Source organism: Oleiagrimonas sp. MCCC 1A03011, assembly GCF_003267965.1.
GTDB lineage: Bacteria > Pseudomonadota > Gammaproteobacteria > Xanthomonadales > Rhodanobacteraceae > Oleiagrimonas > Oleiagrimonas citrea.
Genome location: NZ_MSPY01000001.1, coordinates 100997 through 126966, shown reverse-complemented (window position 1 = coordinate 126966; position 25970 = coordinate 100997). Strand labels below are relative to the sequence as shown.

The following is a 25970-nucleotide window of genomic DNA, read 5'->3' as shown; positions in this document are numbered from 1 at the left end:
ACAAGGAGCGGAAGGATCGTGTTCCATGATTCAGTAGCTGTGGGCGGTCGTCGTTCAGCGCCGAGAAATGACTACGTTCAGGGCTTAAGCGATTCACGACGTGCGTTAGGCCCGATACCATGGAAACCATGCGCGACATGCTGTCGCGGTCGTGTGATGGGGAGTGCTCCATGTTCAACATCGCGGTCGTCCTGCTGGTGATCACCGCAGGCGTGGCCTACATCAATCATCGCTTCGTGCGCTTGCCGACGGCGATCGGGGTGATGGTGATCGCGCTGGTCGGGTCGCTGGTGCTGGCGCTGCTCAACGGGATGGGATTCAGCGGCCTGCATGACTACGAGACGTCGCTGCTGGCGTCCATCGATTTTCCCGAGGTGGTGCTGAAGGGGATGTTGTCGGTGCTGCTGTTCGCGGCGGCGCTGGGGGTGGATTTCAGCGATCTGCATGCGTATCGGTGGCATGTGACGGCGCTGGCGGTGCTGGGGACGATTGCCTCGACGCTGCTGATCGGCGGGGCGGTGTGGCTGGCGTTGGGCTGGGCGGGACTTTCGCTGTCGCTGCCGTATTGCCTGATTTTCGGGGCGCTGATTTCGCCGACTGATCCGGTGGCGGTGGCGGGCATCATCCGCAGTGCCGGTGCGCCGCGCAGCATGGATGTGGTGATCAGCGGTGAGTCGCTGTTCAACGACGGTATCGGCGTGGTGCTGTTCGCCATGCTGCTGGGCATGATCGCGGACGGCGGTGCGCCGGATTGGGGCCACGGCGCGGTGCTGCTGGCGCGCGAGGCGGGCGGCGGCCTGATCTACGGGCTCATTCTGGGCTGGATCACCTACCGCATCCTGCGCACTATCGATAATTATCAGGTCGAGATTCTGATCACGTTGGCGGCGGTGCTCGGCGGCTATGCGCTGGCGCGCGAGCTGGAGGTGTCGGGTCCGCTGGCGATGGTGGTGGCCGGTCTGGTGGTCGGCGAGCACGGGCGCGAGTTCGGCATGTCCGAGCTGACGCGCAAGCATCACGACGAGTTCTGGGAGCTGCTGGACTGGATGCTCAATTCGGTGCTGTTCGTGCTGATCGGACTGGAGTTCGCGGCGGTGACGTTCTCGCTGCAAGTGTTGCTGGTGTCGGCCGGCATGATCGTGGTGGCGCTGATTGCGCGGCTGCTGTGTGCGGGCGCACCGATGGCGGTGCTGTCGCGCTACTTCAACATGCCGCGCGGGGCGTGGCAGGTGCTGACCTGGGGCGGATTGCGCGGCGCGATCTCGATCGCGCTGGCGTTGTCACTGCCGTCTGGACCACCGCGCGACCTGATCCTGAGCATGACGTACTACATCGTGGTGTTCTCGATCCTGGTGCAGGGGCTGAGCATCGGAAAGGTAGTGCGCTGGGCGACGCGCAAGGAAGTGGAAGAGGGCGCCGTGCCGCGAGAGGGTGTCGATCTTTGATCAGCGGCTGCCGCGGCTCTGCTGCTGCGGCCTGCGCTGCAAAGCCTGATTCCAGAATGTCTCGAGTGATTCAGTCGGCGCGGTAGCGCTCGCGGGACTCATGCACGCTGCCGTCGGTTTCCAGTTCCAGGTGATCGCGCAACCAGGCGGCGAACTCGGCTTCGCTCAGGCGGCCTTCGGCCAGGGACAGCATGTGTGCGTATTTCTCCTCGTCGCTGGCGACCAGTCGGGCATCGTTGAGCGCCAGGAAGACGCGGTAGCAGACATGCGCGGTCCGCTTGTTGCCATCAACGAAGGGATGATTGCGCGCCACTGCATGCGCCAGCGATGCGGCGAGATCGGCCAAGTCGGCCAGGTCGGCCAGGTCGGCCAGGTCGGCAGGCGGTTCGCCGTAGGCGTGCATCCGCTGAGGGCGCGCCAATGCGGACTCGAGCAGGCTCTCGTCGCGTACGCCGTTGCCGCCCCCATGTTCGGCCAGTTGGCGGTCGTGGATGGCGGGGGCGAGCGGTTTCTCGATCCAGGTAATCATGACGGGTCCCCGCTACTGCGCCAGCTTGTGCAGAACCTGGCGGTCCTCGCGCATGATCTGTTCGGCCACTTCCATCTGTGCAGCCAGCTTGGGGTCGTACGCGGTCAGCTTGATGCCGTCGGGCGTTTCCACGGCGTAGAGTTCGTCGCCTTTCTGCAGGCGAAGCCGGGCCAACAGATCCTTGGGCAGGATCACGCCGGAGGAATTGCCGATGGCGGTGATTTTCAGTTTCATGGGATCGCTCCACACTCAGGTTATAACAAATGTTATACCTTCTTGGCGGCGCTGAACAAGCCGGGCGATGAGGCCCCGCTGCGATGCGTGTGCGTGCGGCGTACGATGGCCGTACCTTCCATCGAAGGAGCGTGTCATGTCCGCCGAAAGCAGCAAGAGCACGGCCGATCGCCTGCGCGATACGCTGGCGCAACTCAAGGAAATGCGGCATTACGCCAAGAACAACGTCGAGGTGCTGACCGCCGAGTGGCTGGTCTTCGACGGCGAATTGTCGAGGCTGAAGAAAGCCGATGCGATCGCCGATCTCATGGATCGCCAGGGGCAGCTGCATGATGCGCTGCAAGCGATGATCGAGGATCTGGAGGGCGTGCTCGACAAGCTTCCGCCCGAGGAGCCTCCGGCGTAGCCGGAATGACGACGAAGGCCGTTCGCGCACCGTGAAGGAACGATTAGGACGCGCATAAAAAAACGCGGACCCGAAGGCCCGCGCTGTCGGAAAACTCCGAAATAGAAACGATTTATGCCTCGGTTTCGGCTTCCTTGTAGGCCTCGACCGGGATGCATTCGCAGAACACGTTCTTGTCGCCGTAGACGTTGTCGACGCGGGCAACCGGCGGCCAGTACTTCTGCTGCTTGAGCACGGCCAGCGGGAAGGCGGCCAACTCGCGCGGGTAGGCGTGGGTCCACTCGCTGCCGGCGACCATGGTCGCGGTGTGCGGCGCGTTCTTCAGCGGGTTGTCGTCGCGGTCAAGCTTGCCGTCCTCGATCGCGCGGATTTCCTCGCGGATCTCGATCATGGCGTCGATGAAGCGGTCCAGTTCGTGTAGCGACTCGCTCTCGGTCGGCTCGACCATCAGCGTGCCGGCGACCGGGAAGCTCAGGGTCGGGGCGTGGAAGCCGAAGTCGATGAGGCGCTTGGCGACGTCCTCGGCCTCGATGCCGACGCTGTCCTTGAACGGACGCAGGTCGAGAATGCACTCGTGCGCCACCAGCTTCTTGCGGCCGGTGTACAGCGTCTTGTAGTGCGGCGCGAGGCGCTTGGACACGTAGTTGGCGTTGAGCAGCGCGACCTGGCTGGCCTTGCGCAGGCCGGCGGCGCCCATCATGGTGATGTACATCCAGGTGATGGGCAGAATGGACGCGCTGCCGAAGGTGGCCTGGCTGACCATGCCGACATCGCCTTCGCCACCGAACGCGCGCGGCAGGAACGGCGCCAGATGCGACTTCACCGCGCACGGGCCGACGCCCGGACCACCGCCGCCGTGCGGGATGCAGAAGGTCTTGTGCAGGTTGAGGTGCGAGACGTCCGAGCCCCACTTGCCCGGTTTGGCCAAGCCCACCAGCGCATTCATGTTGGCGCCGTCGGTGTACACCTGACCACCGTGCGCATGCACGATCTCGCAGATCTCGACCACGTCTTCCTCGAACACGCCGTGCGTGGACGGATAGGTCAGCATGATCGCGGCCAGGTCGTTCGCGTGCTTCTCGGCCTGTGCGCGGATGTCCTCGACGTCGACGTTGCCGTTGGCGTCGCATTTGGTCACCACCACCTTCATGCCGCACATCTGCGCGGAGGCCGGGTTGGTGCCGTGTGCGGACTCGGGAATCAGGCACACGTTGCGGTGGCCCTCATTGCGCGAACGATGCCAGGCGCGGATCGCCAGTAGGCCGGCGTATTCGCCCTGCGCGCCGGAGTTCGGCTGCAGGCTGACGGCATCGTAGCCGGTGCATTCGGCCAGCATCTGCTCCAGCTCGGTGATGAGCTGGGCGTAGCCGGCGGTCTGCACAGCCGGTGCCAGCGGATGGATGTTGGCGAACTCGGGCCAGCTCACCGGGATCATTTCCGAGGTGGCGTTGAGCTTCATGGTGCAGCTGCCCAGCGGGATCATGGTGCGATCCATCGCCAGATCCTTGTCGGACAGGCTGCGCAGGTAGCGCAGCAGTTCGTGCTCGCTGTGGTGGGTGTTGAACACCGGATGGGTCAGGAACGGCGTGCGACGCAGCAGGGTGGCGGGCAGGGCGTCGGGCGTGGCGGCGTCCAAGGCGTCGACGTCGCTGATGGTGGCGCCGAACAGGCTGGCCAGCGTCATGACTTCGGCGCGGGTGGTGGTCTCGTCCAGGCTGATGCCGACACGGGTGTCGTCGATGTCGCGCAGGTTGATGCCGGCGGCAGCGGCCTTGGCGTGGAGGGCCGTGGCGTCGACGCCGGTGATGTGCAGGGTGTCGAAGAAGTCGCCGTCCACCTGGATACCGGCCTCGCGCAGCGCGGCGGCGAGGATGGCGGTGAGGCGGTGCGTGCGGCGGGCGATGCGCTGCAGGCCTTCCGGGCCGTGGTAGACGGCATACATGCCAGCCATCACCGCCAGCAGCACCTGCGCGGTGCAGATGTTGGAGGTCGCCTTCTCGCGGCGGATGTGCTGCTCGCGGGTCTGCAGGGTCAGGCGGTAGGCCTTCTTGCCTTCGGCGTCCACCGACACGCCGATCAGGCGGCCCGGCATGTTGCGCTTGTAGGCGTCGCGGCAGGCCAGCCAGGCGGCGTGCGGGCCGCCGAAGCCCAGCGGCACGCCGAAGCGCTGGCTGTTGCCGATGACGATGTCGGCGTCCCAGCTGCCGGGCGAGGCGATCAGGGTCAGCGCCAGCAGATCGGTGGCGACCACGACCAGTGCGCCGCGTGCGTGCACGGCGGCAGTCAGGGCGGCGTGGTCGGCGATGCGGCCGAAGGTGTCCGGGTACTGCAGCAGTACGCCGAAACCGTCGTCCCCGGCGGCTTCGGCGGCCGGGCCGAAGCGCAGTTCGATGTCGAGGCTCTCGGCGCGGGTCTTCAGCACTTCCAGCGTCTGCGGGTGCACGCCGTCGGCGACATAGAACACGTTCGACTTCGCTTTGGCCTTGCGCATGGCCAGCGCCATGGCTTCGGCAGCGGCGGTAGCCTCGTCCAGCAGCGAGGCGTTGGCGATTTCCATACCGGTCAGGTCGGCGACCATGGTCTGGAAGTTGATCAGCGCTTCCATGCGGCCCTGCGAGATCTCCGCCTGGTACGGCGTGTAGGCCGTGTACCAGCCCGGGTTCTCGAAGATGTTGCGGGCGATGACGGCGGGCGTATGCGTGCCGTAATAGCCCTGGCCGATGAAGCTGCGCGCGACGGTGTTCTTCTTCGCGACGGCCTGGATACGGGCCAGCGCCTCTTCCTCGGTGATCGCGTCCGGGAGGTTCAGCGGTGCGGTGGACTTGATGGAGCCGGGCACGATGGCGTCGGTCATCGCTTCCAGCGAATCGTGGCCGACGGCCTCGAGCATCTGCTGGATTTCGGCGTCGTTGGGGCCGATGTGACGGGCGACGAAGGCGTCGTGCTGTTCGAGGTCGCGCAGGGAAGGCGTGGAGGGCTGGCTCATGGCGGACGGTCCGGAAGCTGGGCGGCGGTCGATGAGACCTCGCGGGCGGTTCCGGTGGTCGTGCCGGCGTGATTCGCCGGGCAGTCCGCTTTTGCGGACGTGACGCCAGAACGCATCCTGCGGATGTCTCGTTGCGCGCCCCTCTGTCCTTTTGCCTGAGAGTTTGAAAAGCGCGTCGCGCTTTCTGCCCCTTCGGCGCCGGATCGAACCGGTCTCTCCAGAGTGTTTTGCGGCGTGCGCGCCGGTGTTTCGACGGGCCGTTTCGCGGCGGTGGTACGGGAGCCTGAGCGATTACGGGCGTTGCGCCTTCGGCAGCGGGTTGCCCCGCTTCTCCCACCGTGGTGTCACAGGGCGCGATTATACAGGGCGCTGGCGTATTTTTCGCCAGCCTCCAACGCCTTTTTTGTCTGCTCGTGTCTGTCGCGGTGTGGACAGGTTCATTCGGGCGCCCGCATCATGAGGCCCGATTCGCGTTCCATGGAGTCTCGGCATGGCCGACAGGCCCTTCGACATCGCCCAGATCGATCATGTGGTACTGCGCGTGCACGATCTCGACCGCATGCGGCGCTTCTATTGCGAAGTGCTCGGCTGTACCGCCGAACGCTGGCAGGAGGAGATCGGGTTGCTGCAGCTTCGCGCCGGCAGTTGTCTGATCGATCTGGTCAGCGTGGATGGCGCCATCGGCCGCAAGGGCGGCGCGGCGCCGGGCGACGAGGGGCACAACATGGATCATCTGTGCCTACGCGTGGATCCGTTCCACGAAAAACGCATCGTCGCTCATCTGCAGGCGCACGGTGTACGCATCGGCGAATCCGGTCAGCGCTATGGCGCGCAGGGCAGCGGTCCGTCGTTGTATCTGTATGATCCAGAGGGCAACATGGTGGAGCTGAAGGCGACCCTGGAGCGTCCCGGCGGCGAAGTCTGAATCGGTGCGGATCGCAGATACTAAAAACCCCGCTCGAGGCGGGGTTTTCAGGGCGGTACCGGGACTGTATTAGCGTCGCGTTACCTTAAAATGGTGCCCAGGAGAGGACTCGAACCTCCACGGTTTTACCCGCTAGTACCTGAAACTAGTGCGTCTACCAATTCCGCCACCTGGGCAAGGTGCGGGCAACGCCATGGGCGTTGCGGAGCCGCGTAAGATAGGTACCTGAAGCCCACTTGTCAACATCCGGCTGCGGTCTTTTTTTCGAAGACGGTGCCAATCATTCTCACAAGGATTTCCTTTGACCAAGAAAACAACACGTTCCGGCAAGATTCCCGGCAAAGCCGCCGGCGCATCGCCGAACGATCCCTGGGCCGAACGCGAAGCGCAACGCTACGCGCGCCCGATTCCCAGTCGCGAAGCGATTCTTGCGCTGCTGGAAGCGCGCGGCGAGCTGATGCGCGAGGAGACCATCGCCGAGGCGCTGGGATTGACCGAGGAGGTCGATCAGCAGGCCCTGGACAAGCGTCTGGGCGCGATGGTCCGCGACGGCCAGCTGCTGCGCACTCGCCGCGAAGGCTACGGCGTGGCGCGCAAACTGGACCTCATTGCCGGCGAGGTGCTGGCCAACGCCGACGGCTACGGTTTCCTGCGCCCGGATGATGGCAGCCCGGACCTGTATCTGTCGCCGTACGAGATGCGCAAGGTGCTGCACGGCGACCGCGTGCTGGCCAGCATCGTCAGCGTCGACCGTCGCGGCCGCCGCAAGGGCGCGATCGCCGAGGTGCTGGAGCGGCGCTTTTCGCGCATCGTTGGCCGTGTGATGACCGAGCGCGGCATCACCGTGGTGGTGCCCGACGACGACCGCGTGCATCAGGATGTGCTGATTCCGCCGGACCGCTGCAACGGCGCGCGCGCCGGGCAGGTGGTGATCGCCGAAATCACCGAGCCGCCCAATGCCAAGCGCGGTCCCATCGGCGCCATCGTCAGCGTACTCGGCGACCGGCTCAAGCCGTCGCTGCTGGTCGAGGTGGCCATCGCCCAGCACGATCTGCCGCACGAATGGCCGCAGGCGGTCCTGTCCGCCGTCGAGAAGATGCCGGTGGACGTGCGCGAGAGCGACCTGGATGGTCGCACCGATCTGCGCGACCTGCCGTTGGTGACCATCGACGGCGACGACTCCAAGGATTTCGACGATGCCGTCTATGCCAAGCCCAAGCGCGGCGGCGGCTGGCGGCTGGTGGTCGCCATCGCCGACGTCGCTCACTACACGCAGCCCGGCACACCGCTGGACGAAGAGGCCTTCGAGCGCAGCACGTCGACCTATTTCCCGGGCTTCGTGGTGCCAATGCTGCCGGAAGCGTTGTCCAACGGGCTGTGTTCGCTGAACCCGAAGGTCGACCGCCTGTGCCTGGTGTGTGACATGTCGGTCAACAAGCGGGGCGAAGTCACCCGCTCGCGCTTCTACGAGGGCGTCATGCGCTCGCATGCGCGCCTGACCTACGACGAAGTCTGGCAGGTCGTCGGCGAGCAGGACGCGGCGGCGCGCGAGCGTCTGTCCGCGCATGTGCCGCAGCTGGAGGATCTGCACGCGCTGTATCGGGCGCTGGACGGTCAGCGTCGCCGTCGCGGAGCGATCGAGTTCGATACTGCCGAAGCCAAGTTTCGACTGGACGGCAAGGGCGAGGTGAACCAGGTCGAAGTCACGCCGCGCAACGATGCGCACAAGCTGATCGAGGAATGCATGATCGCCGCCAACGTGCAGGCGGCGAAGTTTCTGGAACGCAAGAAGATACCGGCGCTGTTCCGCGTGCACGCCTCGCCGCCGGCGGACAAGTACGAGGATCTGCAGGAATTCCTGCGCCAGTACAAGTTGCAGCTCCCGCCGTTGGAGAAGCTGCATCCGGGCGACTACGACAAGCTGCTGAAGAAGGTGCGCGACAAACCCGAGTTCGAGTTGATCCAGTCGGTGCTGCTGCGTTCGATGAGCCTGGCCGTCTATCTGCCGCAGAACCACGGTCATTTCGGTCTGTCGCTGGATGCCTACGCGCACTTCACTTCGCCGATCCGGCGCTATCCCGATCTGCTGGTGCATCGCGCGATCCGTTACGCGCTGCGCAAGGGCAAGCCGAAGAACTACGTCTATTCCGACGAGCAGATGGCGAAGATGGCCGCGCACTGTTCGCAGCGCGAACGCCGCGCCGAGGAAGCCGAGCGCGATGTCGACGAGCGGCTGAAGTGCGTGTGGATGGAAAAGCACGTCGGCGAATCGTTCGATGGCCGTGTCACCGGCGTGACCTCGTTCGGGCTGTTCGTGGAACTGGACGGGCACGGTGTGTCGGGGCTGGTGCACATCAGCCAGCTGCCCAACGACTATTATCATTTCGACGCCAATCGTCGTCTGCTCAAGGGCGAGCGCACCGGTCGCACGTTCCGTCTCGGCGAAAGCGTGCGCATCCAGGTGCTTCGTGCCAGCATGGAGGATCGCAAGATCGACTTCCGTCTGTTCGAGGAGTCGGCGGGCAGGAGCGAAGGCAGAGGCCGGAACGCGCGTGACGCCGAGGCGTCGGGTTCGGCGTCTCGGAAATCCGGGAGAGCGTCCGGCGCCAAGGGCAAGCCGCGGACCAAGGCCGCGTCTGAGGCGAAGGCTCCGTCGAAATCCAAATCCAAGGCGAAAGCCGCCCACAAGAAGAAACGTGCCGCGTCCAAGGGGGCGGCCGGTAAGCGCGGGAGCCGCAAGTAATGAGCAATACCACCTGGATCGTCGGCATCAATCCGGTCGACGGGGCCCTGGGACACGACGCCGAGCGCGTGCGCGAAGTGCGGGTCGAACGCGGTGCGCGCAACCCGCGCGTGGCCGAACTGGCGGCGCGGGCGCGCAAGCAGGGCATCGCCGTGACCGAGGTCGCGCGCGACCAGCTCGAGCGCGTCGCCGGCGGTGCGCGTCATCAGGGCATCGCGGCCAGCTACGCTGCGCCCGAGGCCTTGAGCGAGAACGATCTGGCTCGTCTGGCCGAGGAGGCCGGCAGCGAAGCGCTGTTCCTGGTGCTGGACGGCGTCACCGATCCGCACAATCTCGGCGCATGCCTGCGCAGTGCGGCGGCGGCCTCGGCCACGGCCGTCATCGTGCCCAAGGACCGCGCGGTCGGCATGACGCCGGTCGTGCGCCGCGCTTCGGCCGGCGGCGCGGATCGCGTGCCGCTGGTGGCAGCGACCAACCTGGCGCGCGCGCTGCGCGTGCTGAAGGACGCCGGTGTGTGGCTGACCGGGTTCGCCGGCGAGGCCGAGACGGACCTGTACGACATCGACCTGAAAGGTCCGTGCGCCCTGGTGCTGGGCAGCGAAGGCGAGGGCATGCGTCGCCTGACACGCGAGACCTGCGACTTCCTCGCGCGCATTCCGATGCCGGGCGAGATGGAGAGCCTCAACGTGTCCGTCAGTGCCGGTGTCGCGCTGTTCGAGGCGTTACGTCAGCGGCGTGCGTGATTTCTGTAACGATCGTCACGACCATGGAGTGGCTGGCTTCCGATGAAGATTTCAAGTGTCGGCCTGATCCTTGTTTGCCTTTTCCTGCCAGGCTTGTGCCGATCCATGTCGCCGAAGGATGAGGCACAGCAACTCGTTGATGCGGTGCTTCCCTTTGCCGAGCAATCCTTGGCCAGGCATGGTGAATTCTTTCCCTTCGGGGCGGATCTCACCTTTTCCGGAAAGGTCGAGATGGCGATGGCTGGCGAAGGGGATGCACGCCCTGATTCAACACAAGCCATCGCGATGTTGCGCGCAGGCTTCGCGCAAAAGGCGAAAGCGGGGCGGATCCGCGCAACGGCGCTTGCCTACAATGCTCGTGTGCAGATGCCCGATGGGGCATCCAAATCGGATGTCGTGGTCATCGAGCTTGAGCACCGAGGGGGGTACACCGTGACGGTCTATTTCCCCTATACGCTGAGCGATGGAAAGGCCCGTCTGGGAACTGCTTTTGCCGCACAGGGGTCGCATCGCGTATTTCGAAGCAAAGGGTAGCCACGCACTTTGTCGGAATATCGGATGCCGGGCCGGCTGAATCCGGTCTCTGGTGTGGCGCGAATGAGCAGGGCATCATGAGCGCAGAGTCATCACCGCAAGGAGACACGCATGAGCATTCTTCCCTGGCATGTCTGGATCGGCTTGGTCGGCGTGGCGCTGGTGCTGCTGGCGTTCTTTCTACTGCAGGCGCAGCGGCTCAACGGGCATCGCATGATCTACCAGCTGATGAACGCGCTGGGTGCGCTGGGTGTGCTGATTTCGCTGGTGTTCGGCGAGTTCAACCTGTCGGCCTTCCTGCTGGAGGGCGCGTGGTTGCTCATCAGCATCTACGGCATGGTGTTCGGCGTGAAGACGCGCCGGGCGGCGCGCGATGCCAATCGTGACGCGCCCTGGTAGGCGCGTCACGGGAGTCTATTACTCGGTCGGAAGGGTGGGCTCGTCGCCTTTTTCGCGGGGCGCTTCCAGCGGCTCGCCCTTGACCACGAACCAGACGTTCTCGGCGATGTTGGTGGCGTGGTCGCCGATGCGTTCGATGTTCTTGGCCATGAACAGAAGGTGCGTGCACGAGGTGATGCTGCGCGGGTCTTCCATCATGTAGGTCAGCAGTTCGCGGAACAGCGCGTTGTAGGCCTCGTCGACGTCCACGTCGTCGCGCCAGACCTCGTGCGCCATCTCGGCGTCGTCTTCGCGGTAGGCGTTGAGCACCTTGCGCACGGAGGCCGCGGCCAGCTGCGACAGGTGCTTAAGGCCGTGCGCGGGCGAGACCGGCGCGACCATCGACAGCGGGATCGAGCGCTTGGCCACGTTCGCCGCGTAGTCGCCGATGCGTTCGATGTCCGAGGCCACGCGAAGGGCCGAGAACACCGCGCGCAGGTCGCTGGCCATCGGTGCGCGCAGGGCCAGCAGGCGGACTACGCCGTGGCTGATCTCGTGCTCCATGGTATCGATGGCATCGTCGTTGTCGACCACGCGCTGCGCGGCGCGCTCGTCGCGGCGTTCGACCACGTCGATGGCTGCCTCCAGCTGCGAAACCGCCAGTTCGCCCATGCGCACGATCTCGCCGCGCAGGCGTTCCAGCTCCTTGTCGTAACTCTTGATGATGTGATCGGTCGAAGTATTCATGGCAGCGTCTCGTGTGGTCCGCGCGGTAGGCGGGCAGCGTACTCGAATCAGCCGAAGCGGCCGGTGATGTAGTCCTCGGTCTGCTTCTTGTCGGGCTTGGTGAAGATTTTCTCGGTATCGCCGAACTCGATCAGTTCGCCCATGTACATGAAGGCAGTGTGGTCGGACACGCGTGCCGCCTGCTGCATGTTGTGGGTGACGATGACGATGGTGAAGGTCTTCTTCAGTTCCTCGATCAGCTGCTCGATGCGTCCGGTGGCGATCGGGTCCAGCGCCGAGGTCGGTTCGTCGAGCAGCAGCACTTCGGGCTTCAGGGCGATGCCGCGGGCAATGCACAGGCGCTGCTGCTGGCCGCCGGACAGGCCCAGGGCGCTCTGCTTGAGCTTGTCCTTGACCTCGTCCCACAGCGCCGCGCTGCGCAGGGCTTCCTCGACGCGCTCTTCCATTTGCTTGCGCTTGAGCTTCTCGTGATGTCGGATGCCGTAGGCGATGTTCTCGTAGATGGTCATCGGGAACGGCACCGGCTTCTGGAACACCATGCCGACTTTGCTGCGCAGACGGTTCATCGAATAGCGCGGATCGAGAATGTTCTCGCCGTCCAGCAGCACGTCGCCGCTGGCGACCTGGCCCGGGTAGATCGCGTAGATGCGGTTGAACACGCGCAGCAGGGTGGACTTGCCGCAGCCCGAGGGACCGATGATGGCGGTCACCTTGCGTTCGGGGATGTCCATGCTGATCTGCTTCAGGGCATGGAAACCGTTGTAGTGGAAGTCCAGACCGCGCACCTGGATACGGGTACGCGACGCCGTCGTGGTCTGGGCGTCGGCCGTGGTGGGCGGAGTGGCGGCGAAGCTAGTCATGGTTCACCTTCTTGCGCGCGAAGAACATTCGGGTCAGCAGGGACAGCGCCAGCACGAACAGCGTGATCAGCAGTGCGCCGGCCCAGGCGATGGCATGCATCGCCGGGTTGGGGTCGTTGGTGTACTGGTAGATGGACACCGGCAGGCTGGCCATCTTGTCCAGCAGGCCGTAGGCCATGTAGTTGTTGCCGAAGGCGGTGAACAGCAGCGGGGCGGTCTCGCCGGCCAGGCGCGCCAGCGCCAGCAGCACGCCGGTGGCGATGCCGGAACCGGAGGCGCGCATCAGCACCTGCACGGTCAGCTTCCACTGTGGGATGCCCAGCGACAGCGCCGCTTCGCGCAGGGTGCCGGGCACCAGCTGCAGCATTTCATCGGTGGTGCGCACGATCACCGGCAGGCCGATCAGGGCCAGGGCCACCGCGCCGGCAAAGGCCGAGAAACTGACGGAGCCGTTGGTGATCGAGGTCATCGGCAGCACCACGATGACGTACACGAACAGGCCCAGCACGATCGACGGCGCTGACAGCAGGATGTCGTTGAGGAAACGGATCACCGAACCCAGCTTGGTACGGCGCGCATACTCGGCCAGGTAGGTGCCGGCCAACACGCCGATGGGCGCGCAGATCAGGATCGCCATCAGGTCGATCAGCATGCTGCCGACGATGGCGTTGGCCAGGCCGCCCTGGTCGGCGTAGGCGGTGATCTTGGTGAACAGCGGCACGCCGACGGCGCTGATGCCGCGGCTGATGGTGATCCACAGGATCCAGGCCAGGAAGGTCAGGCCGATCAGCGTGGCGATGCCGCTGAGGGTCAGCGCGATGATGTTGGTCGCGTAGCGGCGGCGGTAGATGGCGGACATCTCAGTTACCCTCCTTGCGCGACAGGCGGCGCAGCATCAGCCGCGCGATCATCAGCACAATGAAGGTGACCACGAACAGCAGGAAGCCGAGCGCGATCAGCGCCGAGCGGTGCGTGCCGACCGCTTCGTTGAATTCGTTGGCGATGGACGAGGAGATCGATGTGCCCGGCATCAGCAGCGAGGCCTGGATGTCGTAGGAGTTGCCGAGCACGAAGGTGACCGCCATGGTCTCGCCCAGCGCGCGGCCCAGGCCTAGGAAGATGCCACCGATCACGGCCGAGCGGGTGTAGGGCAGCATGATGTCCCAGACCACTTCCCACTTGGTCGAGCCCAGCGCGTAGGCCGACTCCTTCAGCCGCGTCGGCACGGTCTGGAAGACCTCGCGCATGACCGAGGAGATGAACGGGATGATCATCACCGCCAGCACGATGCCGGCCGTGAGGATACCCAGGCCCAGCGGCGGGCCGTCGAACAGCGCGCCGATGATCGGCAGCTGGCCGAGCGTGGCGCTGAGTTTGGGTTCGACGTGATCGGCCATGAATGGCACGAACACGAACAGGCCCCACATGCCGTAGATGATGGAGGGGATCGCCGCCAGCAGCTCGATGGCCGTGGCCACCGGCGTGCGCAGCCAGCTTGGCGCGATCTCGCTGAGGAACAGGGCGATGCCGAAGCTGATCGGCACCGCGAGCACGATGGCGATGATCGAAGTGACCAGCGTGCCGAAGATCGGTCCCAGCGCACCGTATTTGTTCTCGACCGGGTTCCAGTCCGATGTGGTCAGGAATTCCCAGGTATGGCCGAACAGCACTTCGCGCCCGCCCCATAGCGTGGAGGCAGCGGCGCCCAGCAGCGCGAGCAGCACGAGCAGTGCGCAAGCTTTCAGGATCAGACGGAAAATGCGGTCGTGACGAGCGTCGCGCTGGGCACGCTGGTCGCTTTCGCGAGGTTCGGCGGGGAGGCTGGTAGCGTTCATCGTGGGCTTGGCATTCCGCGATCCGTTAGACGAAAACGCGACACGCCGGAGGAACCCGGCGTGTCGCCTTGCTGGCTCGGTATCATCGTAACGATACCGGAGCTTGGGGTCTTACTTCGAGAACTGCGTGTTCCAGTAGTTCTCGATGCGCTTGACCAGGCTGTCCGGCAGCGGCACGTAGTCCAGCGACTCGGCCTGCTTCTGACCGTGCTCGTAGGACCACTTGAAGAAGTCGAACACGACCTTGGTGTTGGCGGCGTTCTTCGGCTTCTTGTACATGATCGCCCACGTGGTGGCGGTGATCGGCCAGGCGTTGGCGCCCGGAGCGTTGGTCATGATCAGGTGGAAGTCCTTGGCGTGCGACCAGTCGGCCGTCGCGGCAGCGGCGGAGAAGGTCTCGCTGTCCGGCTTCACGGTCTTGCCCGCGGCGTTCTTCATCAGCGCGTAGTTGATGTGGTTCTTCAGCGCGTAGGCGTACTCGACGTAGCCGATGGAGCCCTTCAGCTGGCCGACGTAGGCGGAGACGCCCTCGTTGCCCTTGCCGCCGATGCCCGTCGGCCACTTGACCGCGGTGCCTTCGCCGACTTCGCTCTTCCAGGTCGGGCTGACTTTGGACAGGAAGTTGGTGAAGTTGAACGAGGTGCCCGAACCGTCCGAGCGATGCACGACATTGATGCGCATCGACGGCAGCTTCACGCCCGGGTTCAGCTTGGCGATGGCCGGATCGTTCCAGGTCTTGATCTTGCCCAGGAAGATCTTGGCCAGGGTCGGGCCGTCCAGTACCAGCTGGCCGGTCTTGATGCCCGGCACGTTCAGCGCCGGCACGATGCCGCCGACCACGATCGGGAACTGGCCCAGGCCATGAGCGTTGAGGTCGGACTCGTCCAGCGGCTTGTCGGAAGCGCCGAAGTCGACGGTGCCTGCCTTGATCTGGGCGATACCGCCGCCCGAACCGATGGACTGGTAGTTGATGTGATTGCCCGTCTTCTCGGCGTAGGTGGCCGACCACTTGGACAGGACGGGGTACACGAAGCTCGAACCGGCGCCGGTGACGTCGGTAGCGCCTGCGGCCGCGCTGAACAGGGTGGCGGCAGCGACAACAATGGCGATGCGCGTTTTCATGGACTTGAACACGGTAACTCCTCGGTTTGCGGTCTGAAGGCAATGCCTGCCTGCTGCCTTTGTAGGCGGTGCGTGTTGCAATGAAATGAGCTTAGTGTTTCAGCTGTATGACAGCGCCTGAAACAAAGTGCCCGCATATCGTGAAAGGGTGTCATGCTTCATTCGAAGAAACATGATTTCATTGCACTTTTTATGCGGGCTGCGGCGAAGTGTCATCACTTGCCGTCGTCGGCGATATGCGCCGGTCCCTTGCCCGCGGTTTTCTCGTAGACGCCCTTGGAGACCTTGCGGTATTGGGTGAAACCGTGCTTTTCGAGATGGCTTTCGCTGGTTCGGTGGCTGTTGCCGGCGACCACGGTGGGGGCGCTGATGCGTTGGTGGACGGGTGCGCCGCAGTGCGGGCATTGCTGCAGCGGGGCGTCGCTCAGGCGTTGCAGCAGGTCGAACCCGGCGCGGCAGCGTTCACAGCCGCGTTCGGTCGATGCGATGTACTCATAGATGGGCATGATGCGTGGGCGTGAACAGTCAGGACATGCGCAGGCCGACGTGGTCGCGCTCCAGATCCTGCAGTTCCTTCCAGCGGTTGACGATGGTGCAGAACAGCTGGGCAGTGCGTTCCGTATCGTATACCGCCGAATGCGCTTCGCGCGCATCGAAATCGAAACCGGCGGCCTGCACGGCGCGACTCAGTACCGTTTGCCCGTAAGCGAGGCCGCCCAGCGTGGCGGTGTCGAAGCAGCTGAAGGGGTGGAACGGGTTGCGCTTGTGATTGCAGCGGTTGACGGCGGCATTGAGAAAGCCGAGGTCGAAGGCGGCGTTGTGGCCGACCAGCACTGCGCGCTGGCAGCCGCTGGCGCGGACCGCTTCGCGCACCGGCTTGAATACCATGTCCAGCGCCTCGCGTTCGGTCACGGCGGCGCGCAGCGGATGATCGGGGTCGATGCCGGTCACTTCGAGCGCGCGCGGGTCCAGATTGGCGCCCTCGAAGGGTTGGACGCGTGCCAGCACGGGCGGGTCGAAACGCAGCGTGCCCTCGTTGTCCATGCGTGTGACGGCCACGGCGATTTCCAGCAGCGCGTCGCGCTGCGGATCGAAACCGCCGGTTTCCACGTCCACGACCACGGGAAGGAACCCGCGGAAGCGATCGACCATGCGGGTCACGGGCTTGGAGGAGGTAGTGTCCATCGGCGCAGCATACCAGTCCGGTCAAGCGGACCGGACTGTGCCGCCAGCGGGGCGGTCAGCGCACGCGTGTCACGTGCACGCTCTCCCGCGCGCCATCCACGCTGAGCAGCCAGCTGCCCAGGAAACCCTTGCGCAGCGTGACCTTCGGGTTGTCGATGCTGTGCATGGTCATCTGACTGTCCTCGCTGACTCGCCAGCGCTGACCGTTGGCGAGCGTGAAGACCGTGTAGGAATCCCAGCCGCGGAACGTGCCGGCGATGAGGGAGTGGATATCCGCGTCGCCGGTGTCGTCGTGCGATGCACGTGCGCTGCGTGCGGGTACGAAGTCGTCCATCGACGGGCCGCGCTCGCCGTGCGTCTGCAGCCAGGTATTGAGCGCCTTCAGTTGCGCCGGCGTCAGCTTGTCCAGTCCCAGGCGCAGGAATTCCGCATGCGACATGCGTTCCTCCAGCGGCGCCGATTTCGGCTTTGCCTGCGCATGGGCGACGGTGCAGACCGAAAGCACGGAAAGGCAGGCGACGAGGAACAGGGAAAGCGGGCGGGTTGCGATCACGGTGAACTCCTTGATGACACGCGTGCGGCGCGCAGTGCGTACGTGGAGCCTGCCAGCGCAACATGACAGTTCCTTTGCAGTGCGGTCCGGGGAGGTGTCGGGCGTTTCGCTGTCATCAATTCGTCATCTATCGCCAACACAACGGTCAAACTTCGCCGTCATGCTGCGCGGCATCACGGCGATTTAACAAGACCGTTGATGCTCATCGAGGGGTAGCACGACGCCGTGTCGTGCTCGCCGGCAGATTCAAACGAAGGAGTCCTTCCCATGCGTTGCAAACTCGTCGCCACCGCTATCGCCGTCGCCCTGAGCGCGGCCAGCGTGACCGCCCATGCCGCCACCGGTGACACCACCATCGGCGGCAAGATGTATTTCGATGTCACCCACATCGACCAGAAGAACAGCGATACCGGCAAGACCGACAAGACCGGTACCGGCACGGACGTCAAGCGTTTCTACCTCAGCGTCAGCCACCAGTTCGACGATGTGTGGTCGGCCAACCTGACCACCGACTTCAACTACGTGTCGAACGACGGTGAGACCAATCTGTTCGTGAAGAAGGCCTACGTGCAGGGCAAGTTCAGCGACGCCGCCGTGCTGCGCATCGGTTCGGCCGACATGCCCTGGATCCCGTTCGTCGAGAACATGTACGGTTTCCGCTACGTCGAAAACACCATTACCGATCGCCTGCATTTCGCCAACTCGGCCGACTGGGGCATCCACCTGGGCGGCAAGGTCGGTCAGCGCGGCATGTTCAGCTATGAGGCAGCGGTGGTGAACGGTGGCGGCTACAAGCACCCGGGTCGCAGCAAGAGCGTTGACTTCGAAGGTCGCGTGGCCATCATGCCCATCGATGGCCTGGTCATCGCCGCCGGCGGCTACTCCGGCAAGCGCGGTCAGGACACCCAGACCATGGGTGCGCAGAACACCGCTTCGCGCGGCGATCTGATGGTGGCTTACGCCAGCAAGCGTTTCCGTATCGGTGGCGAATACTTCAACGCCAAGAACTGGAACAACGTGATGACCCCGACCACCGACAAGGCCGACGGTTACTCGCTGTGGGCCAGCGTCGGTATCTCCGACGGCGTGACCGCCTTTGCCCGCTACGACAACGCCAAGCTGAGCAAGGATCTGGATTCGGCCAAGAAGGACACCTACTACAACGCCGGTGTCGAGTTCCAGGTGACCAAGGGCTTCAAGCTCGCCGCCGTGTACAAGCACGAGAAGGGAAACTACACCGCCGCCACGCCGCTGCCGATCCACGTCGCCAACACCAAGACCGACGAGATCGGTGTGTGGGGCGAAGTGAAGTTCTAAGCTTCACGAGGCTGCAACACAAAAGGACCACGATGGTCCCGCAGGCAGGACGCCTGCGTCGAGCAAGATTCCCATGGAAGGAGAAACGGCGGGCAGGCAGCCCGCCGTTTCCTTTTTCAGGCGTCGGCCTTGGTCTTCGACTTGAAGCGGCACAGGTCCGCGAGCACGCAGTGCGGGCAGTCCGGCTTGCGTGCCTTGCACACGTAGCGGCCGTGCAGGATCAGCCAGTGGTGTGCGTCCTGCATGAATTCCTTCGGCACCACTTTCAGCAGTTTCTGCTCCACTGCGTTGACGGTCTTGCCCGGCGCCAGGCCGGTGCGGTTGGAGACCCGGAAGATGTGCGTGTCGACAGCGATAGTGGGTTCGCCGAAGGCGGTGTTCAGCACCACGTTGGCGGTCTTGCGGCCCACCCCCGGCAGCGCTTCCAGCGCGGCGCGATCGCGCGGCACTTCGCCGCCGTGCTGCTCGATTAGCATGCGGCAGGTGGCGATGACGTTCTTGGCCTTGGCGTTGTACAGCCCGATGGTGTTGATATAGCGCTTCAGACCCTCCTCGCCCAGCTTCAGGATCGCCTGCGGCGTGCCGGCTTTCGGGAACAGCTTGCGCGTGGCCTTGTTCACGCCCACGTCGGTGGCCTGTGCGGACAGGATCACCGCGATCAGCAGCTGGAAGGGCGTGTCGTATTCGAGTTCGGTGGTCGGATTCGGATCGAGTTCGCGCAGGCGGCGGAACAGTTCGACGACATCGGCTTTCTTCATGCGGGTGCGGTTCCGGGCGGCTGCACAGGACGACGATTCTAAACGGCGTGGGCGTGCGGCCAAAGCCGAGATGTCGGGAGCCTGCGGCAGACGGTGTGTCGTCAGTGCGGTGGCGTGCCGAGGCGCGGTTGCGGCAGTCCCGCCAGTTCCAGTATCCGCGTGCAGGGTGCACCGGCCAGCTGTGCCGCATCGCGGCCGGAGCGCTCGATGGCGCGATCGGCGATGTAGGTGCCCGCCCGGTAGCCGATCCAGCGGCGACCGTCGGGGTGGTGGAACATCCAACGCCGATAGTCGGCATGCGCGGGCAGGGCGAGCAGTTCGTCGACCCAGGCGTCCACATCGTCCGGATAGCTGCACCAGGGTGACGCATGGCCCGCGGCATCGCGCTCGAAGGCGCTGGCCAGGCCCTCGCAGATGACGCCATGGATGAACGACGGGTGCCTTTCGCCGCCCTGCCGGACCCATCCACGGACCAGATGATGACATTCATGGAACAGCGTGTGGCGCAGGTGTTCGGCGACAATCGCCCGTTGCCTGTGCGCCGGGGCCTCGGCCAGCGTGAAGACGATCGTGCGCCGGTCCAGGGCCGTCGCGCCGTATCCCAGCGCCGGGATGACCCGGTGTCCGGTTGAGCAGTGCAGGGCGATGTCCTGCTCCAGAGCGGGTAGCCATCGGCGCACTTCGCTTTCGCAGTCGGCGCAGATGGCGGTGATGCATGCACGCACTTCCGCGGGAAGGGCCGTGGCCTGGGGCAGGAAATGCGGCGTGATCACGAGGATTTGCGTTTGGTCTTGGCGCGGGCGATGGCTTCCTGCACCGCGTTGCGGGTGATGGTCTTGCGGATGCCGTTGTCGCCGGTCGCGGGTTCGGCCGGTGCGTGCATGGCCGCCTTGCGTGCGGCGAGCTGGGCCTCGCGTTCGCGGCGATTGCGCGCCAGCCGCGCTTCGCGCTGACGGAAGTGTTCGCGTGCGGCGTCAGCGTGCGCCTGATCGAGCTGCTCGGGCGGCATCGGGTCCAGCGCGATGCAGTCGACCGGGCAGGCCGGCACGCACAGCTCGCAGCCCGTGCAGCGGTCACTCAGCACGGTATGCATCTGCTTGCTGGCGCCGAGGATGGCGTCGACCGGACAGACCTGGATGCATTTGGTGCAGCCGATGCAGTCGGCCTCGATCACCCGTGCCAGCGTGCGCGGCTTTTCGACGCCGTTCTCGGGGTTCAGTGGTTTCGCGGCGCGATCCAGCAGCGCGGCCAACTTCTCGATGCCAGCCTGTCCGCCGGGCGGGCACTGGTTGATGTCGGCATCGCCGGCCGCGATGGCCTCGGCGTAGGGGCGGCAGCCGTGGTAGCCACATTGCTCGCATTGCGTCTGTGGCAGCAGGGCGTCGATGCGGTCGGCGAGGTTCATGGAATCGTCAGTCACGCGGAAACAAGTCCGTTAGGATCGGTCCATTGTCGCCCAACGGAGCACGAGCATGAAATCGAGACTGTCCATCGCCGCCCTGATCTTTCTCGTGGCTTGCCTGATCGGTGGTTCACTGGTCGCCACCGGCGCCTTTGCGCGTTCTCGTTCGGGCGATCAGCCGCGCACCGTCACGGTGTTCGTCGACGCCACGTTCGGCATGCGCAAGAACCACATGGCGCGCAAGCTGACCAAGTCGCACGCCGAGTACGCCGCCAAGGGCTATCACTTCGCGCAGATGGTGGCCTACAACGAGAACGGCGATCTGGAAGGGTTCTTCGTCACCTACGTGCGCAATTGATCGGCGACGCTACTTCAGCGGCTGCCAGTTCACCGGCACGGGGTAGCGGCGGCCGTCGTAGACCATCGTGCGACGACGCGTGCTGCGTTCGCTGCGCAGTTCGCGGCAGGCGCCGCCGGGGCCTTGGCTGCGATAGCGGATCGTGGTGATTTCCGCGATGTCGAGATTGGCCATGCCGTGAAAGCGTGACGAGGACAGGGCCGGGCGTCGCTCGATGTTCGTGAAGCGTGCCTTGCAGGGACCGTCGATCTCGCCGTTGTGCTGGGCCACGACCAGGCCGTCGAGCACCAGCTTCAGTCGGTCGCCATCGAGCACGACCAGGGACAGCGTCGTTTCACCGAGCGGGCTGATGCGCGACCGGTTGGCGCGTTCGATGCGCAAGCCGACCGCTCGGGTGCCGGCGGCGAGGTCGTACGCTTTCCGTTCGAAGGAAAGTCGCTCGACTTCGATGGCGTCTTCATCCATGCGGTTCTTCAGTCGCAATCGTGCGATGAGGCGGTGCGAGGTCGGGTCGGCGACCAGCAGTTCCAGGTCGCCGTTGCGAAATCCTTCATCCGGCGCATTCAAGGCCTGGGCCATCAGCGGCACGGCCAGCCAGGTCTGCGCAGGACGCGCCGCGCAGACCACACGGCGGCGGTCGATGTGATCGGGCGCAGCGTGTCGCGGGTAGGCGCGCTGCAGGATGGCGTCGACAGTGGATGCGTCGCAGGGCTTTGCGGGTGCGCCCGCAGCGTGCGCCGCCACGCCCGCGAACATCAGCAGCAGGCTCGATCCGAGCCGGACAGCGATGCGGGCGAGGCGTCCACGCATGTCGCGGAACTCAGCGCACCGAGGCGCCGGGCTTGGCTGCGGCGTCGACCTCGATCACGTTGAGATCTGCGCCGCCTTCGCCGGCGGACAGGATCATGCCCTCGGACATGCCGAAACGCATCTTGCGCGGGGCGAGATTGGCGATGAAGACGACGTTGCGGCCGATCAACTTCTCCGGTTCCGGGTAGGCGGCCTTGATGCCGGAGAAGATCTGGCGCGTGCCCAGGTCGCCGGCGTCCAGTTCGAAGCGCAGCAGCTTGTCCGCGCCTTCGACGTGCTCACAGACCACGACCTTGCCGACGCGCAGGTCGAGCTTGGCGAAGTCGTCGATGCCGATAGTGGCCGACTCTTTCTCTTCGGCCTTGGCCGGCGCGGGAGCAGGAGCGGGCGCCGATGCGGCGGCGGGGGCGAGGGATTCCTTGGCGTCTTCGATCATGGCTTCGATTTTCTTGGCGTCGATTCGGGTCATCAGCGGCTGGAACGGAGCCAGCGCGTGGTCGGTCAGCGGTTCGCGCACATCGGCGAACGCGGCGGTTTCGGTGGCGAGAAAGGCTTCCGCGCGCGCCACCGTGGCCGGCACGACCGGCTTCAGCCAGGCGCTGAGCAGACGGAACAGGTTGATCGCCATCGAGCAGACCTGGTGCGTTTGCTCGCGCAGGCTGTCGTCCTTGGCCATCTTCCACGGCGCCTGCTCGGCGATCCAGGCATTGGTGTCATCAGCTACGCTCATGATGGTGCGCATGGCGTGCGCGTACTCGCGCTTCTCGTACAGGCCGGCGCAGGCGCCCAGGCGCGTCACGGCATCGTCGTAGCGCCGGCGCAGCTCGGGATCGATGGTCGCGACCAGCTTGCCGTCGAACAGCTTGTGCACGAAGCCGGCGCAGCGGCTGGCGATGTTCACCCATTTGCCGACCAGGTGCGAGTTGACGCGGTCCTCGAAGGCCTTGAAGTCCAGGTCCAGGTCGGTCAGCGTCGGCCCCAGCAGCGCGGCCAGGTAGTAGCGCAGGTAGTCCGGGTCCAGATGATCCAGATAGGTGCGCGCGTTGATGAAGGTGCCGCGCGACTTGGACATCTTCGCGCCATTCACGGTCAGGAAGCCGTGCACGTTGACCGCGGTCGGCGTGCGCAGCCCGGCACCGTGCAGCATGGCCGGCCAGAACAGGGTGTGGAAGTAGGTGATGTCCTTGCCGATGAAGTGCACCATCTCGGTGCCGGCCTCGGCGGCCGCGTCGCGTTCGATGAAGGCGTTCTTGTCCAGGCCGTTGGCGTCGGCGTAGTCGCTGAAGCTGGCCAGATAGCCGACCGGCGCGTCGAGCCAGACGTAGAAGAACTTGCCCGGCGCATCCGGCAGCTCGAAGCCGAAATAGGGCTTGTCGCGCGAGATGTCCCAGCTGCGCAAGCCGTCGGTGAACCATTCCTCGAGCTTGTTGACGACCTCGCCCTGCAGGCCGCCGGCTTCGCGGCGTTCGGCCAGCCATTCGCGCAGCATCGGCTCGAAGTCGCCCAGGCGGACGAAGTAGTGCACCGAATCGCGTTCCACCGGGCGCGCGCCGGAGATCACCGAATACGGTTCGATCAGGTCGGTCGGCGCGTAGGTCTTGCCGCAGACCTCGCAGGAGTCGCCGTACTGGTCCTTGGCGTGGCAGTTCGGGCATTCGCCCTTGATGAAGCGGTCCGGCAGAAAGATGTCGCGATCCGGATCGTAGAACTGGCGGATCGACTTGGACTCGACGTGGCCGGCGTCGCGCAGCGCCTCGTAGATGCGCACGGTCAACGCGTGGTTGGTCGGGCCGTGGGTGCTCGAATAATGGTCGTAGCCGATGTCGAAGTCGCGGAAATCGGCCTGGTGCTGCGTGTTGCTCTCGGCGATCAGCTGTTCGGGCGTGATCCCCTCGCGCTCGGCGCGCAGCATGATCGGCGTGCCGTGGGCATCGTCGGCGCAGACGAAATGCACGGTGTTTCCGGCCATGCGCATGGCGCGCACCCAGATGTCTCCCTGGACGTGTTCGACCATGTGCCCGATGTGGATCGGACCGTTGGCGTAGGGGAGGGCGCAGGTGGCCAGGATGCGGCGATTCATGCTCACGTTCCGGTGCAGCGGGTCAAGCAGCACATTATGGCAGGGACGGCCGAGCGCCGACCAGCGCGGGAGGCATGACGCAAACGCATGAGGCCGGAGTGGCGTGCGTCGCTCCGGCCTCGTGTGGGTGTCGCGAGGCGGTCAGCCCTGGTCGGCGCTTGTCGCGTCCGGGTGCATGTCCGGGCTGGCGGCCGGTGCGGGCGTCATCGCCGGTTTCGGCATGTCATGACGCAGCCAGATCTGGGTGCGCCCGAGCAGCGAGAAGCCGATGTAGCCGCGAACCTTGAGCTTCTGGCCGCCGTCGACGAGTTCCATCTTGGCCTTGTAGATCTTGCCGGTCTTGGGGTCGAGGATGCGTCCGCCGTCCCACTCGTCGCCGTCGCGGGTCAGGCCCCAGACGAAGGTCATGCCCTCGATGGGCTGATTGTGGCGCTTGCCGTCGCACTTCTTGCACAGCGGATGCGGGCCATCGTCGGACTTCAGCACCTGCAGGATCTTGCCTTCCAGCACGCCGTTGTGCTCGGTGAGCTGGACGATGGCCTTGGCCTGGCCGGTGTCGTCGTCGATGGTCTTCCAGGTGCCCACGGGCGAGTGGGTGGCGGCCAGGGCCGGAAGGCTGGCGAGCAGCAAAGCGGCGGTGGCGAGGGTTTGGCGCAAGGACAGCATGATCGTCTCCTCCCATACGTAGACGTATGGCTTCGAGCGTGCCCAGTGCCGGCGGCCAGGTCAAGCTGCATCGCGCCATGCGGAGAGGGCTGCTGCAATCGAAGTCGATGCCGGGTGCCATCCGTGCCTCTCCGGCTTGACGTCTGCGGCATAATGGAGAGTGAACTTCGCCTGTGAAACCTCCCATGACTGCTCTTGATCAAGACCGGGTTCGCAAGATCCTGGACGGTGTCGTCGATCCGCATACCGGCGCCGGCCTCGGCGGCTGTGTTCGCGCCGTGGGCGTGGACGGCGCGCGCGTGTCGGTGGATCTGCAACTGGCCTACCCCGTGCAGGGGGCGCGCGAGGATCTGTCGCGCCGGGCGCGCGAGGCGCTGGAAGCCGATGCCGCGATCGACAGCGCGGTGGTCTCGATCACCAGCCGTGTGCAGTCGCATCAGGTGCAGGGCAAGCTGGCGCCGCTGGCGGGGGTGAAGAACATCATCGCCGTGGCTTCGGGCAAGGGTGGCGTGGGCAAGTCCACGGTCAGTGCGAACCTGGCGCTGGCGCTGGCTGCCGAGGGCGCGCGGGTCGGTGTGCTGGACGCCGACATCTACGGCCCCAGCCAGCCACGCATGCTGGGTGCCGAGGGCCGCCCGGACTCGCCCGATGGCAAGACCATCGAGCCGAAGACGCCGCATGGTCTGCAGATGATGTCGATCGGCTTGCTGGTCGAGGAAGAGACGCCGATGATCTGGCGCGGCCCGATGGTCACGCAGGCGTTGACGCAACTGCTCAACGACACACGCTGGAACGCGTTGGACTACCTGATTCTCGATCTGCCGCCGGGCACCGGCGACATCCAGCTGACCATGGCGCAGAAGATTCCGGTGGCCGGCGCGGTGATTGTCACCACGCCGCAGGACATTGCCCTGCTGGATGCACGCAAAGCCTTGAAGATGTTCGAGAAAGTCGAGGTTCCGGTGCTGGGTATCGTGGAGAACATGGCGACCCACGTGTGCTCGAACTGCGGTCACGAGGAGCACATCTTCGGCGAGGGTGGCGCGGCGCGCATGGGCGAGCAGTACGAAGTGCCGGTGCTGGGCAGCTTGCCGCTGGACATCCGCATCCGCGAGCAGGCCGACAGCGGCGCGCCGACCGTGGTGGCGATGCCGGAGTCCGACCTGACCGCGCGCTACCGCGAGATCGCACGCAACACCGCAGCGCGATTGTCGCTGCGGCCGCGGAACAAATCGCTGGGACTGGGCAAGGTGGTGGTGCAGGGCGCGCCGCCGCAGCACTGACCGGTTTCATTCTGGCGACGTCTCGCGCGAGCAGGTATGTTGCGCGGATCGCCGCCGACCTTCATTGCACG

General features: G+C 65.2%; 26 protein-coding genes, 1 tRNA gene, 1 pseudogene and 2 riboswitches. Of the genes and pseudogenes, 10 read left to right on the top strand and 18 right to left on the bottom strand.

Annotation, left to right across the window (positions count from 1 at the left end):
* Positions 1-170 precede the first annotated feature (170 nt).
* Positions 171-1445, top strand: coding sequence for a sodium:proton antiporter (locus BTJ49_RS00575; protein WP_113063973.1), 1275 nt, complete (start codon positions 171-173; stop codon positions 1443-1445).
* Between the two features lie 70 nt (positions 1446-1515).
* Here the strand turns inward: BTJ49_RS00575 and BTJ49_RS00570 are convergent, their stop codons facing one another.
* Both BTJ49_RS00570 and BTJ49_RS00565 read right to left on the bottom strand, forming a co-directional pair.
* On the bottom strand, positions 1516-1974 hold the full coding sequence (locus tag BTJ49_RS00570; protein ID WP_113063436.1) for a type II toxin-antitoxin system death-on-curing family toxin: 459 nt from the start codon (positions 1972-1974) through the stop codon (positions 1516-1518).
* 12 nt (positions 1975-1986) lie between these two features.
* Positions 1987-2208: an AbrB/MazE/SpoVT family DNA-binding domain-containing protein gene (locus tag BTJ49_RS00565; protein ID WP_113063435.1), complete on the bottom strand. Its 222-nt coding sequence runs from the start codon at positions 2206-2208 to the stop codon at positions 1987-1989.
* Between the two features lie 136 nt (positions 2209-2344).
* Here BTJ49_RS00565 and BTJ49_RS00560 point away from each other — a divergent pair, with 136 nt between their 5' ends.
* Positions 2345-2614 (top strand): hypothetical protein, encoded by a 270-nt coding sequence (locus BTJ49_RS00560; RefSeq protein WP_113063434.1) that lies wholly within the window; start codon positions 2345-2347, stop codon positions 2612-2614.
* Between the two features lie 112 nt (positions 2615-2726).
* On the opposite strand, the gene gcvP is transcribed toward BTJ49_RS00560, so the two are convergent.
* Positions 2727-5600 carry an aminomethyl-transferring glycine dehydrogenase gene (gcvP, locus tag BTJ49_RS00555; protein ID WP_113063433.1) on the bottom strand — a complete coding sequence of 958 codons (2874 nt, stop codon included), beginning with the start codon at positions 5598-5600 and terminating at the stop codon, positions 2727-2729.
* Between the two features lie 133 nt (positions 5601-5733).
* Positions 5734-5831: riboswitch (glycine riboswitch) on the bottom strand.
* 30 nt (positions 5832-5861) lie between these two features.
* Positions 5862-5946: riboswitch (glycine riboswitch) on the bottom strand.
* 144 nt (positions 5947-6090) lie between these two features.
* On the opposite strand from gcvP, the gene BTJ49_RS00550 reads away from it, so the two are divergent.
* Entirely contained in the window at positions 6091-6525 is a 435-nt protein-coding gene (locus BTJ49_RS00550; protein ID WP_113063432.1) for a VOC family protein, read from the top strand.
* 91 nt (positions 6526-6616) lie between these two features.
* On the opposite strand, the gene BTJ49_RS00545 is transcribed toward BTJ49_RS00550, so the two are convergent.
* Positions 6617-6701, bottom strand: a tRNA-Leu gene (locus BTJ49_RS00545).
* 155 nt (positions 6702-6856) lie between these two features.
* On the opposite strand from BTJ49_RS00545, the gene rnr reads away from it, so the two are divergent.
* The 4 genes from rnr (at position 6857) to BTJ49_RS00525 (ending at position 10944) form a co-directional block, all read left to right on the top strand.
* A complete protein-coding gene (gene rnr, locus BTJ49_RS00540) occupies positions 6857-9268 on the top strand; it encodes a ribonuclease R (RefSeq protein WP_240601711.1) in 2412 nt (803 codons plus the stop codon).
* Entirely contained in the window at positions 9268-10011 is a 744-nt protein-coding gene (gene rlmB, locus BTJ49_RS00535) for a 23S rRNA (guanosine(2251)-2'-O)-methyltransferase RlmB (protein WP_113063430.1), read from the top strand. Before rnr ends, rlmB begins: the two co-directional genes overlap by 1 nt.
* Positions 10012-10053: 42 nt before the next feature.
* Entirely contained in the window at positions 10054-10545 is a 492-nt protein-coding gene (locus BTJ49_RS00530) for a hypothetical protein (RefSeq protein WP_113063429.1), read from the top strand.
* A gap of 111 nt (positions 10546-10656) precedes the next feature.
* Complete coding sequence (locus BTJ49_RS00525; protein ID WP_113063428.1) at positions 10657-10944, top strand: hypothetical protein; 288 nt, start codon at positions 10657-10659, stop codon at positions 10942-10944.
* A gap of 18 nt (positions 10945-10962) precedes the next feature.
* Here the strand turns inward: BTJ49_RS00525 and phoU are convergent, their stop codons facing one another.
* The 8 genes from phoU to BTJ49_RS00485 all read right to left on the bottom strand — a co-directional run bounded on the left by phoU (position 10963) and on the right by BTJ49_RS00485 (position 17225).
* Entirely contained in the window at positions 10963-11670 is a 708-nt protein-coding gene (gene phoU, locus BTJ49_RS00520; protein ID WP_113063427.1) for a phosphate signaling complex protein PhoU, read from the bottom strand.
* A 47-nt stretch (positions 11671-11717) separates the two neighbouring features.
* A complete protein-coding gene (pstB, locus tag BTJ49_RS00515) occupies positions 11718-12530 on the bottom strand; it encodes a phosphate ABC transporter ATP-binding protein PstB (protein ID WP_113063426.1) in 813 nt (270 codons plus the stop codon).
* The gene (gene pstA / locus BTJ49_RS00510; RefSeq protein WP_113063425.1) at positions 12523-13389 is read right to left on the bottom strand and encodes a phosphate ABC transporter permease PstA; all 867 of its coding nucleotides are present in this window, start codon (positions 13387-13389) and stop codon (positions 12523-12525) included. The genes pstB and pstA overlap by 8 nt, the downstream gene beginning before the upstream one ends.
* Position 13390: 1 nt before the next feature.
* Positions 13391-14365 carry a phosphate ABC transporter permease subunit PstC gene (pstC, locus tag BTJ49_RS00505; RefSeq protein WP_113063424.1) on the bottom strand — a complete coding sequence of 325 codons (975 nt, stop codon included), beginning with the start codon at positions 14363-14365 and terminating at the stop codon, positions 13391-13393.
* A gap of 111 nt (positions 14366-14476) precedes the next feature.
* Complete coding sequence (gene pstS, locus BTJ49_RS00500) at positions 14477-15499, bottom strand: phosphate ABC transporter substrate-binding protein PstS (protein WP_206098345.1); 1023 nt, start codon at positions 15497-15499, stop codon at positions 14477-14479.
* Positions 15500-15702: 203 nt separating this feature from the next.
* A complete protein-coding gene (locus BTJ49_RS00495; RefSeq protein ID WP_113063423.1) occupies positions 15703-15993 on the bottom strand; it encodes a zinc ribbon domain-containing protein in 291 nt (96 codons plus the stop codon).
* Positions 15994-16012: 19 nt separating this feature from the next.
* Complete coding sequence (gene rnt / locus BTJ49_RS00490) at positions 16013-16672, bottom strand: ribonuclease T (protein WP_113063422.1); 660 nt, start codon at positions 16670-16672, stop codon at positions 16013-16015.
* Between the two features lie 55 nt (positions 16673-16727).
* Complete coding sequence (locus BTJ49_RS00485; RefSeq protein ID WP_113063421.1) at positions 16728-17225, bottom strand: hypothetical protein; 498 nt, start codon at positions 17223-17225, stop codon at positions 16728-16730.
* A 267-nt stretch (positions 17226-17492) separates the two neighbouring features.
* Here BTJ49_RS00485 and BTJ49_RS00480 point away from each other — a divergent pair, with 267 nt between their 5' ends.
* A complete protein-coding gene (locus BTJ49_RS00480; RefSeq protein ID WP_113063420.1) occupies positions 17493-18542 on the top strand; it encodes a porin in 1050 nt (349 codons plus the stop codon).
* A 116-nt stretch (positions 18543-18658) separates the two neighbouring features.
* Here BTJ49_RS00480 and nth read toward each other — a convergent pair whose 3' ends face one another.
* The 3 genes from nth to BTJ49_RS00465 all read right to left on the bottom strand — a co-directional run bounded on the left by nth (position 18659) and on the right by BTJ49_RS00465 (position 20705).
* Positions 18659-19300 (bottom strand): endonuclease III, encoded by a 642-nt coding sequence (gene nth / locus BTJ49_RS00475; RefSeq protein ID WP_113063419.1) that lies wholly within the window; start codon positions 19298-19300, stop codon positions 18659-18661.
* 101 nt (positions 19301-19401) lie between these two features.
* Positions 19402-20073, bottom strand: coding sequence for a DUF2268 domain-containing putative Zn-dependent protease (locus tag BTJ49_RS00470; RefSeq protein ID WP_168184616.1), 672 nt, complete (start codon positions 20071-20073; stop codon positions 19402-19404).
* Entirely contained in the window at positions 20070-20705 is a 636-nt protein-coding gene (locus BTJ49_RS00465) for an RnfABCDGE type electron transport complex subunit B (RefSeq protein WP_113063417.1), read from the bottom strand. The genes BTJ49_RS00470 and BTJ49_RS00465 overlap by 4 nt, the downstream gene beginning before the upstream one ends.
* 67 nt (positions 20706-20772) lie before the next feature.
* On the opposite strand from BTJ49_RS00465, the gene BTJ49_RS00460 reads away from it, so the two are divergent.
* On the top strand, positions 20773-21060 hold the full coding sequence (locus BTJ49_RS00460; RefSeq protein WP_113063416.1) for a hypothetical protein: 288 nt from the start codon (positions 20773-20775) through the stop codon (positions 21058-21060).
* Between the two features lie 9 nt (positions 21061-21069).
* On the opposite strand, the gene BTJ49_RS00455 is transcribed toward BTJ49_RS00460, so the two are convergent.
* The 3 genes and pseudogenes from BTJ49_RS00455 to BTJ49_RS00445 all read right to left on the bottom strand — a co-directional run.
* Positions 21070-21870, bottom strand: coding sequence for a hypothetical protein (locus BTJ49_RS00455; RefSeq protein WP_113063415.1), 801 nt, complete (start codon positions 21868-21870; stop codon positions 21070-21072).
* 10 nt (positions 21871-21880) lie between these two features.
* Entirely contained in the window at positions 21881-23950 is a 2070-nt protein-coding gene (metG, locus tag BTJ49_RS00450) for a methionine--tRNA ligase (RefSeq protein ID WP_113063414.1), read from the bottom strand.
* A 228-nt stretch (positions 23951-24178) separates the two neighbouring features.
* Positions 24179-24616: pseudogene (locus tag BTJ49_RS00445) on the bottom strand (DUF2147 domain-containing protein); the annotation flags it as partial.
* Positions 24617-24801: 185 nt separating this feature from the next.
* On the opposite strand from BTJ49_RS00445, the gene apbC reads away from it, so the two are divergent.
* On the top strand, positions 24802-25899 hold the full coding sequence (gene apbC / locus BTJ49_RS00440; protein ID WP_113063412.1) for an iron-sulfur cluster carrier protein ApbC: 1098 nt from the start codon (positions 24802-24804) through the stop codon (positions 25897-25899).
* Positions 25900-25970 lie beyond the last annotated feature (71 nt).

Excerpts from the sequence above, each read along its gene's own strand:
- BTJ49_RS00565 (WP_113063435.1), bottom strand. The coding sequence starts at position 2,208 with ATGAAACTGAAAATCACCGCCATCGGCAATTCCTCCGGCGTGATCCTG.
- nth (WP_113063419.1), bottom strand. The coding sequence starts at position 19,300 with ATGAAGAAAGCCGATGTCGTCGAACTGTTCCGCCGCCTGCGCGAACTC.
- BTJ49_RS00575 (WP_113063973.1), top strand. The coding sequence starts at position 171 with ATGTTCAACATCGCGGTCGTCCTGCTGGTGATCACCGCAGGCGTGGCC.
- apbC (WP_113063412.1), top strand. The coding sequence starts at position 24,802 with ATGACTGCTCTTGATCAAGACCGGGTTCGCAAGATCCTGGACGGTGTC.
- phoU (WP_113063427.1), bottom strand. The coding sequence starts at position 11,670 with ATGAATACTTCGACCGATCACATCATCAAGAGTTACGACAAGGAGCTG.
- rnt (WP_113063422.1), bottom strand. The coding sequence starts at position 16,672 with ATGGACACTACCTCCTCCAAGCCCGTGACCCGCATGGTCGATCGCTTC.
- BTJ49_RS00550 (WP_113063432.1), top strand. The coding sequence starts at position 6,091 with ATGGCCGACAGGCCCTTCGACATCGCCCAGATCGATCATGTGGTACTG.
- BTJ49_RS00460 (WP_113063416.1), top strand. The coding sequence starts at position 20,773 with ATGAAATCGAGACTGTCCATCGCCGCCCTGATCTTTCTCGTGGCTTGC.
- pstC (WP_113063424.1), bottom strand. The coding sequence starts at position 14,365 with ATGAACGCTACCAGCCTCCCCGCCGAACCTCGCGAAAGCGACCAGCGT.
- BTJ49_RS00480 (WP_113063420.1), top strand. The coding sequence starts at position 17,493 with ATGCGTTGCAAACTCGTCGCCACCGCTATCGCCGTCGCCCTGAGCGCG.
- BTJ49_RS00525 (WP_113063428.1), top strand. The coding sequence starts at position 10,657 with ATGAGCATTCTTCCCTGGCATGTCTGGATCGGCTTGGTCGGCGTGGCG.
- gcvP (WP_113063433.1), bottom strand. The coding sequence starts at position 5,600 with ATGAGCCAGCCCTCCACGCCTTCCCTGCGCGACCTCGAACAGCACGAC.
- BTJ49_RS00465 (WP_113063417.1), bottom strand. The coding sequence starts at position 20,705 with ATGAACCTCGCCGACCGCATCGACGCCCTGCTGCCACAGACGCAATGC.
- pstA (WP_113063425.1), bottom strand. The coding sequence starts at position 13,389 with ATGTCCGCCATCTACCGCCGCCGCTACGCGACCAACATCATCGCGCTG.
- BTJ49_RS00570 (WP_113063436.1), bottom strand. The coding sequence starts at position 1,974 with ATGATTACCTGGATCGAGAAACCGCTCGCCCCCGCCATCCACGACCGC.
- BTJ49_RS00455 (WP_113063415.1), bottom strand. The coding sequence starts at position 21,870 with ATGCGTGGACGCCTCGCCCGCATCGCTGTCCGGCTCGGATCGAGCCTG.
- BTJ49_RS00530 (WP_113063429.1), top strand. The coding sequence starts at position 10,054 with ATGAAGATTTCAAGTGTCGGCCTGATCCTTGTTTGCCTTTTCCTGCCA.
- rlmB (WP_113063430.1), top strand. The coding sequence starts at position 9,268 with ATGAGCAATACCACCTGGATCGTCGGCATCAATCCGGTCGACGGGGCC.
- metG (WP_113063414.1), bottom strand. The coding sequence starts at position 23,950 with ATGAATCGCCGCATCCTGGCCACCTGCGCCCTCCCCTACGCCAACGGT.
- pstB (WP_113063426.1), bottom strand. The coding sequence starts at position 12,530 with ATGACTAGCTTCGCCGCCACTCCGCCCACCACGGCCGACGCCCAGACC.
- BTJ49_RS00560 (WP_113063434.1), top strand. The coding sequence starts at position 2,345 with ATGTCCGCCGAAAGCAGCAAGAGCACGGCCGATCGCCTGCGCGATACG.
- BTJ49_RS00495 (WP_113063423.1), bottom strand. The coding sequence starts at position 15,993 with ATGCCCATCTATGAGTACATCGCATCGACCGAACGCGGCTGTGAACGC.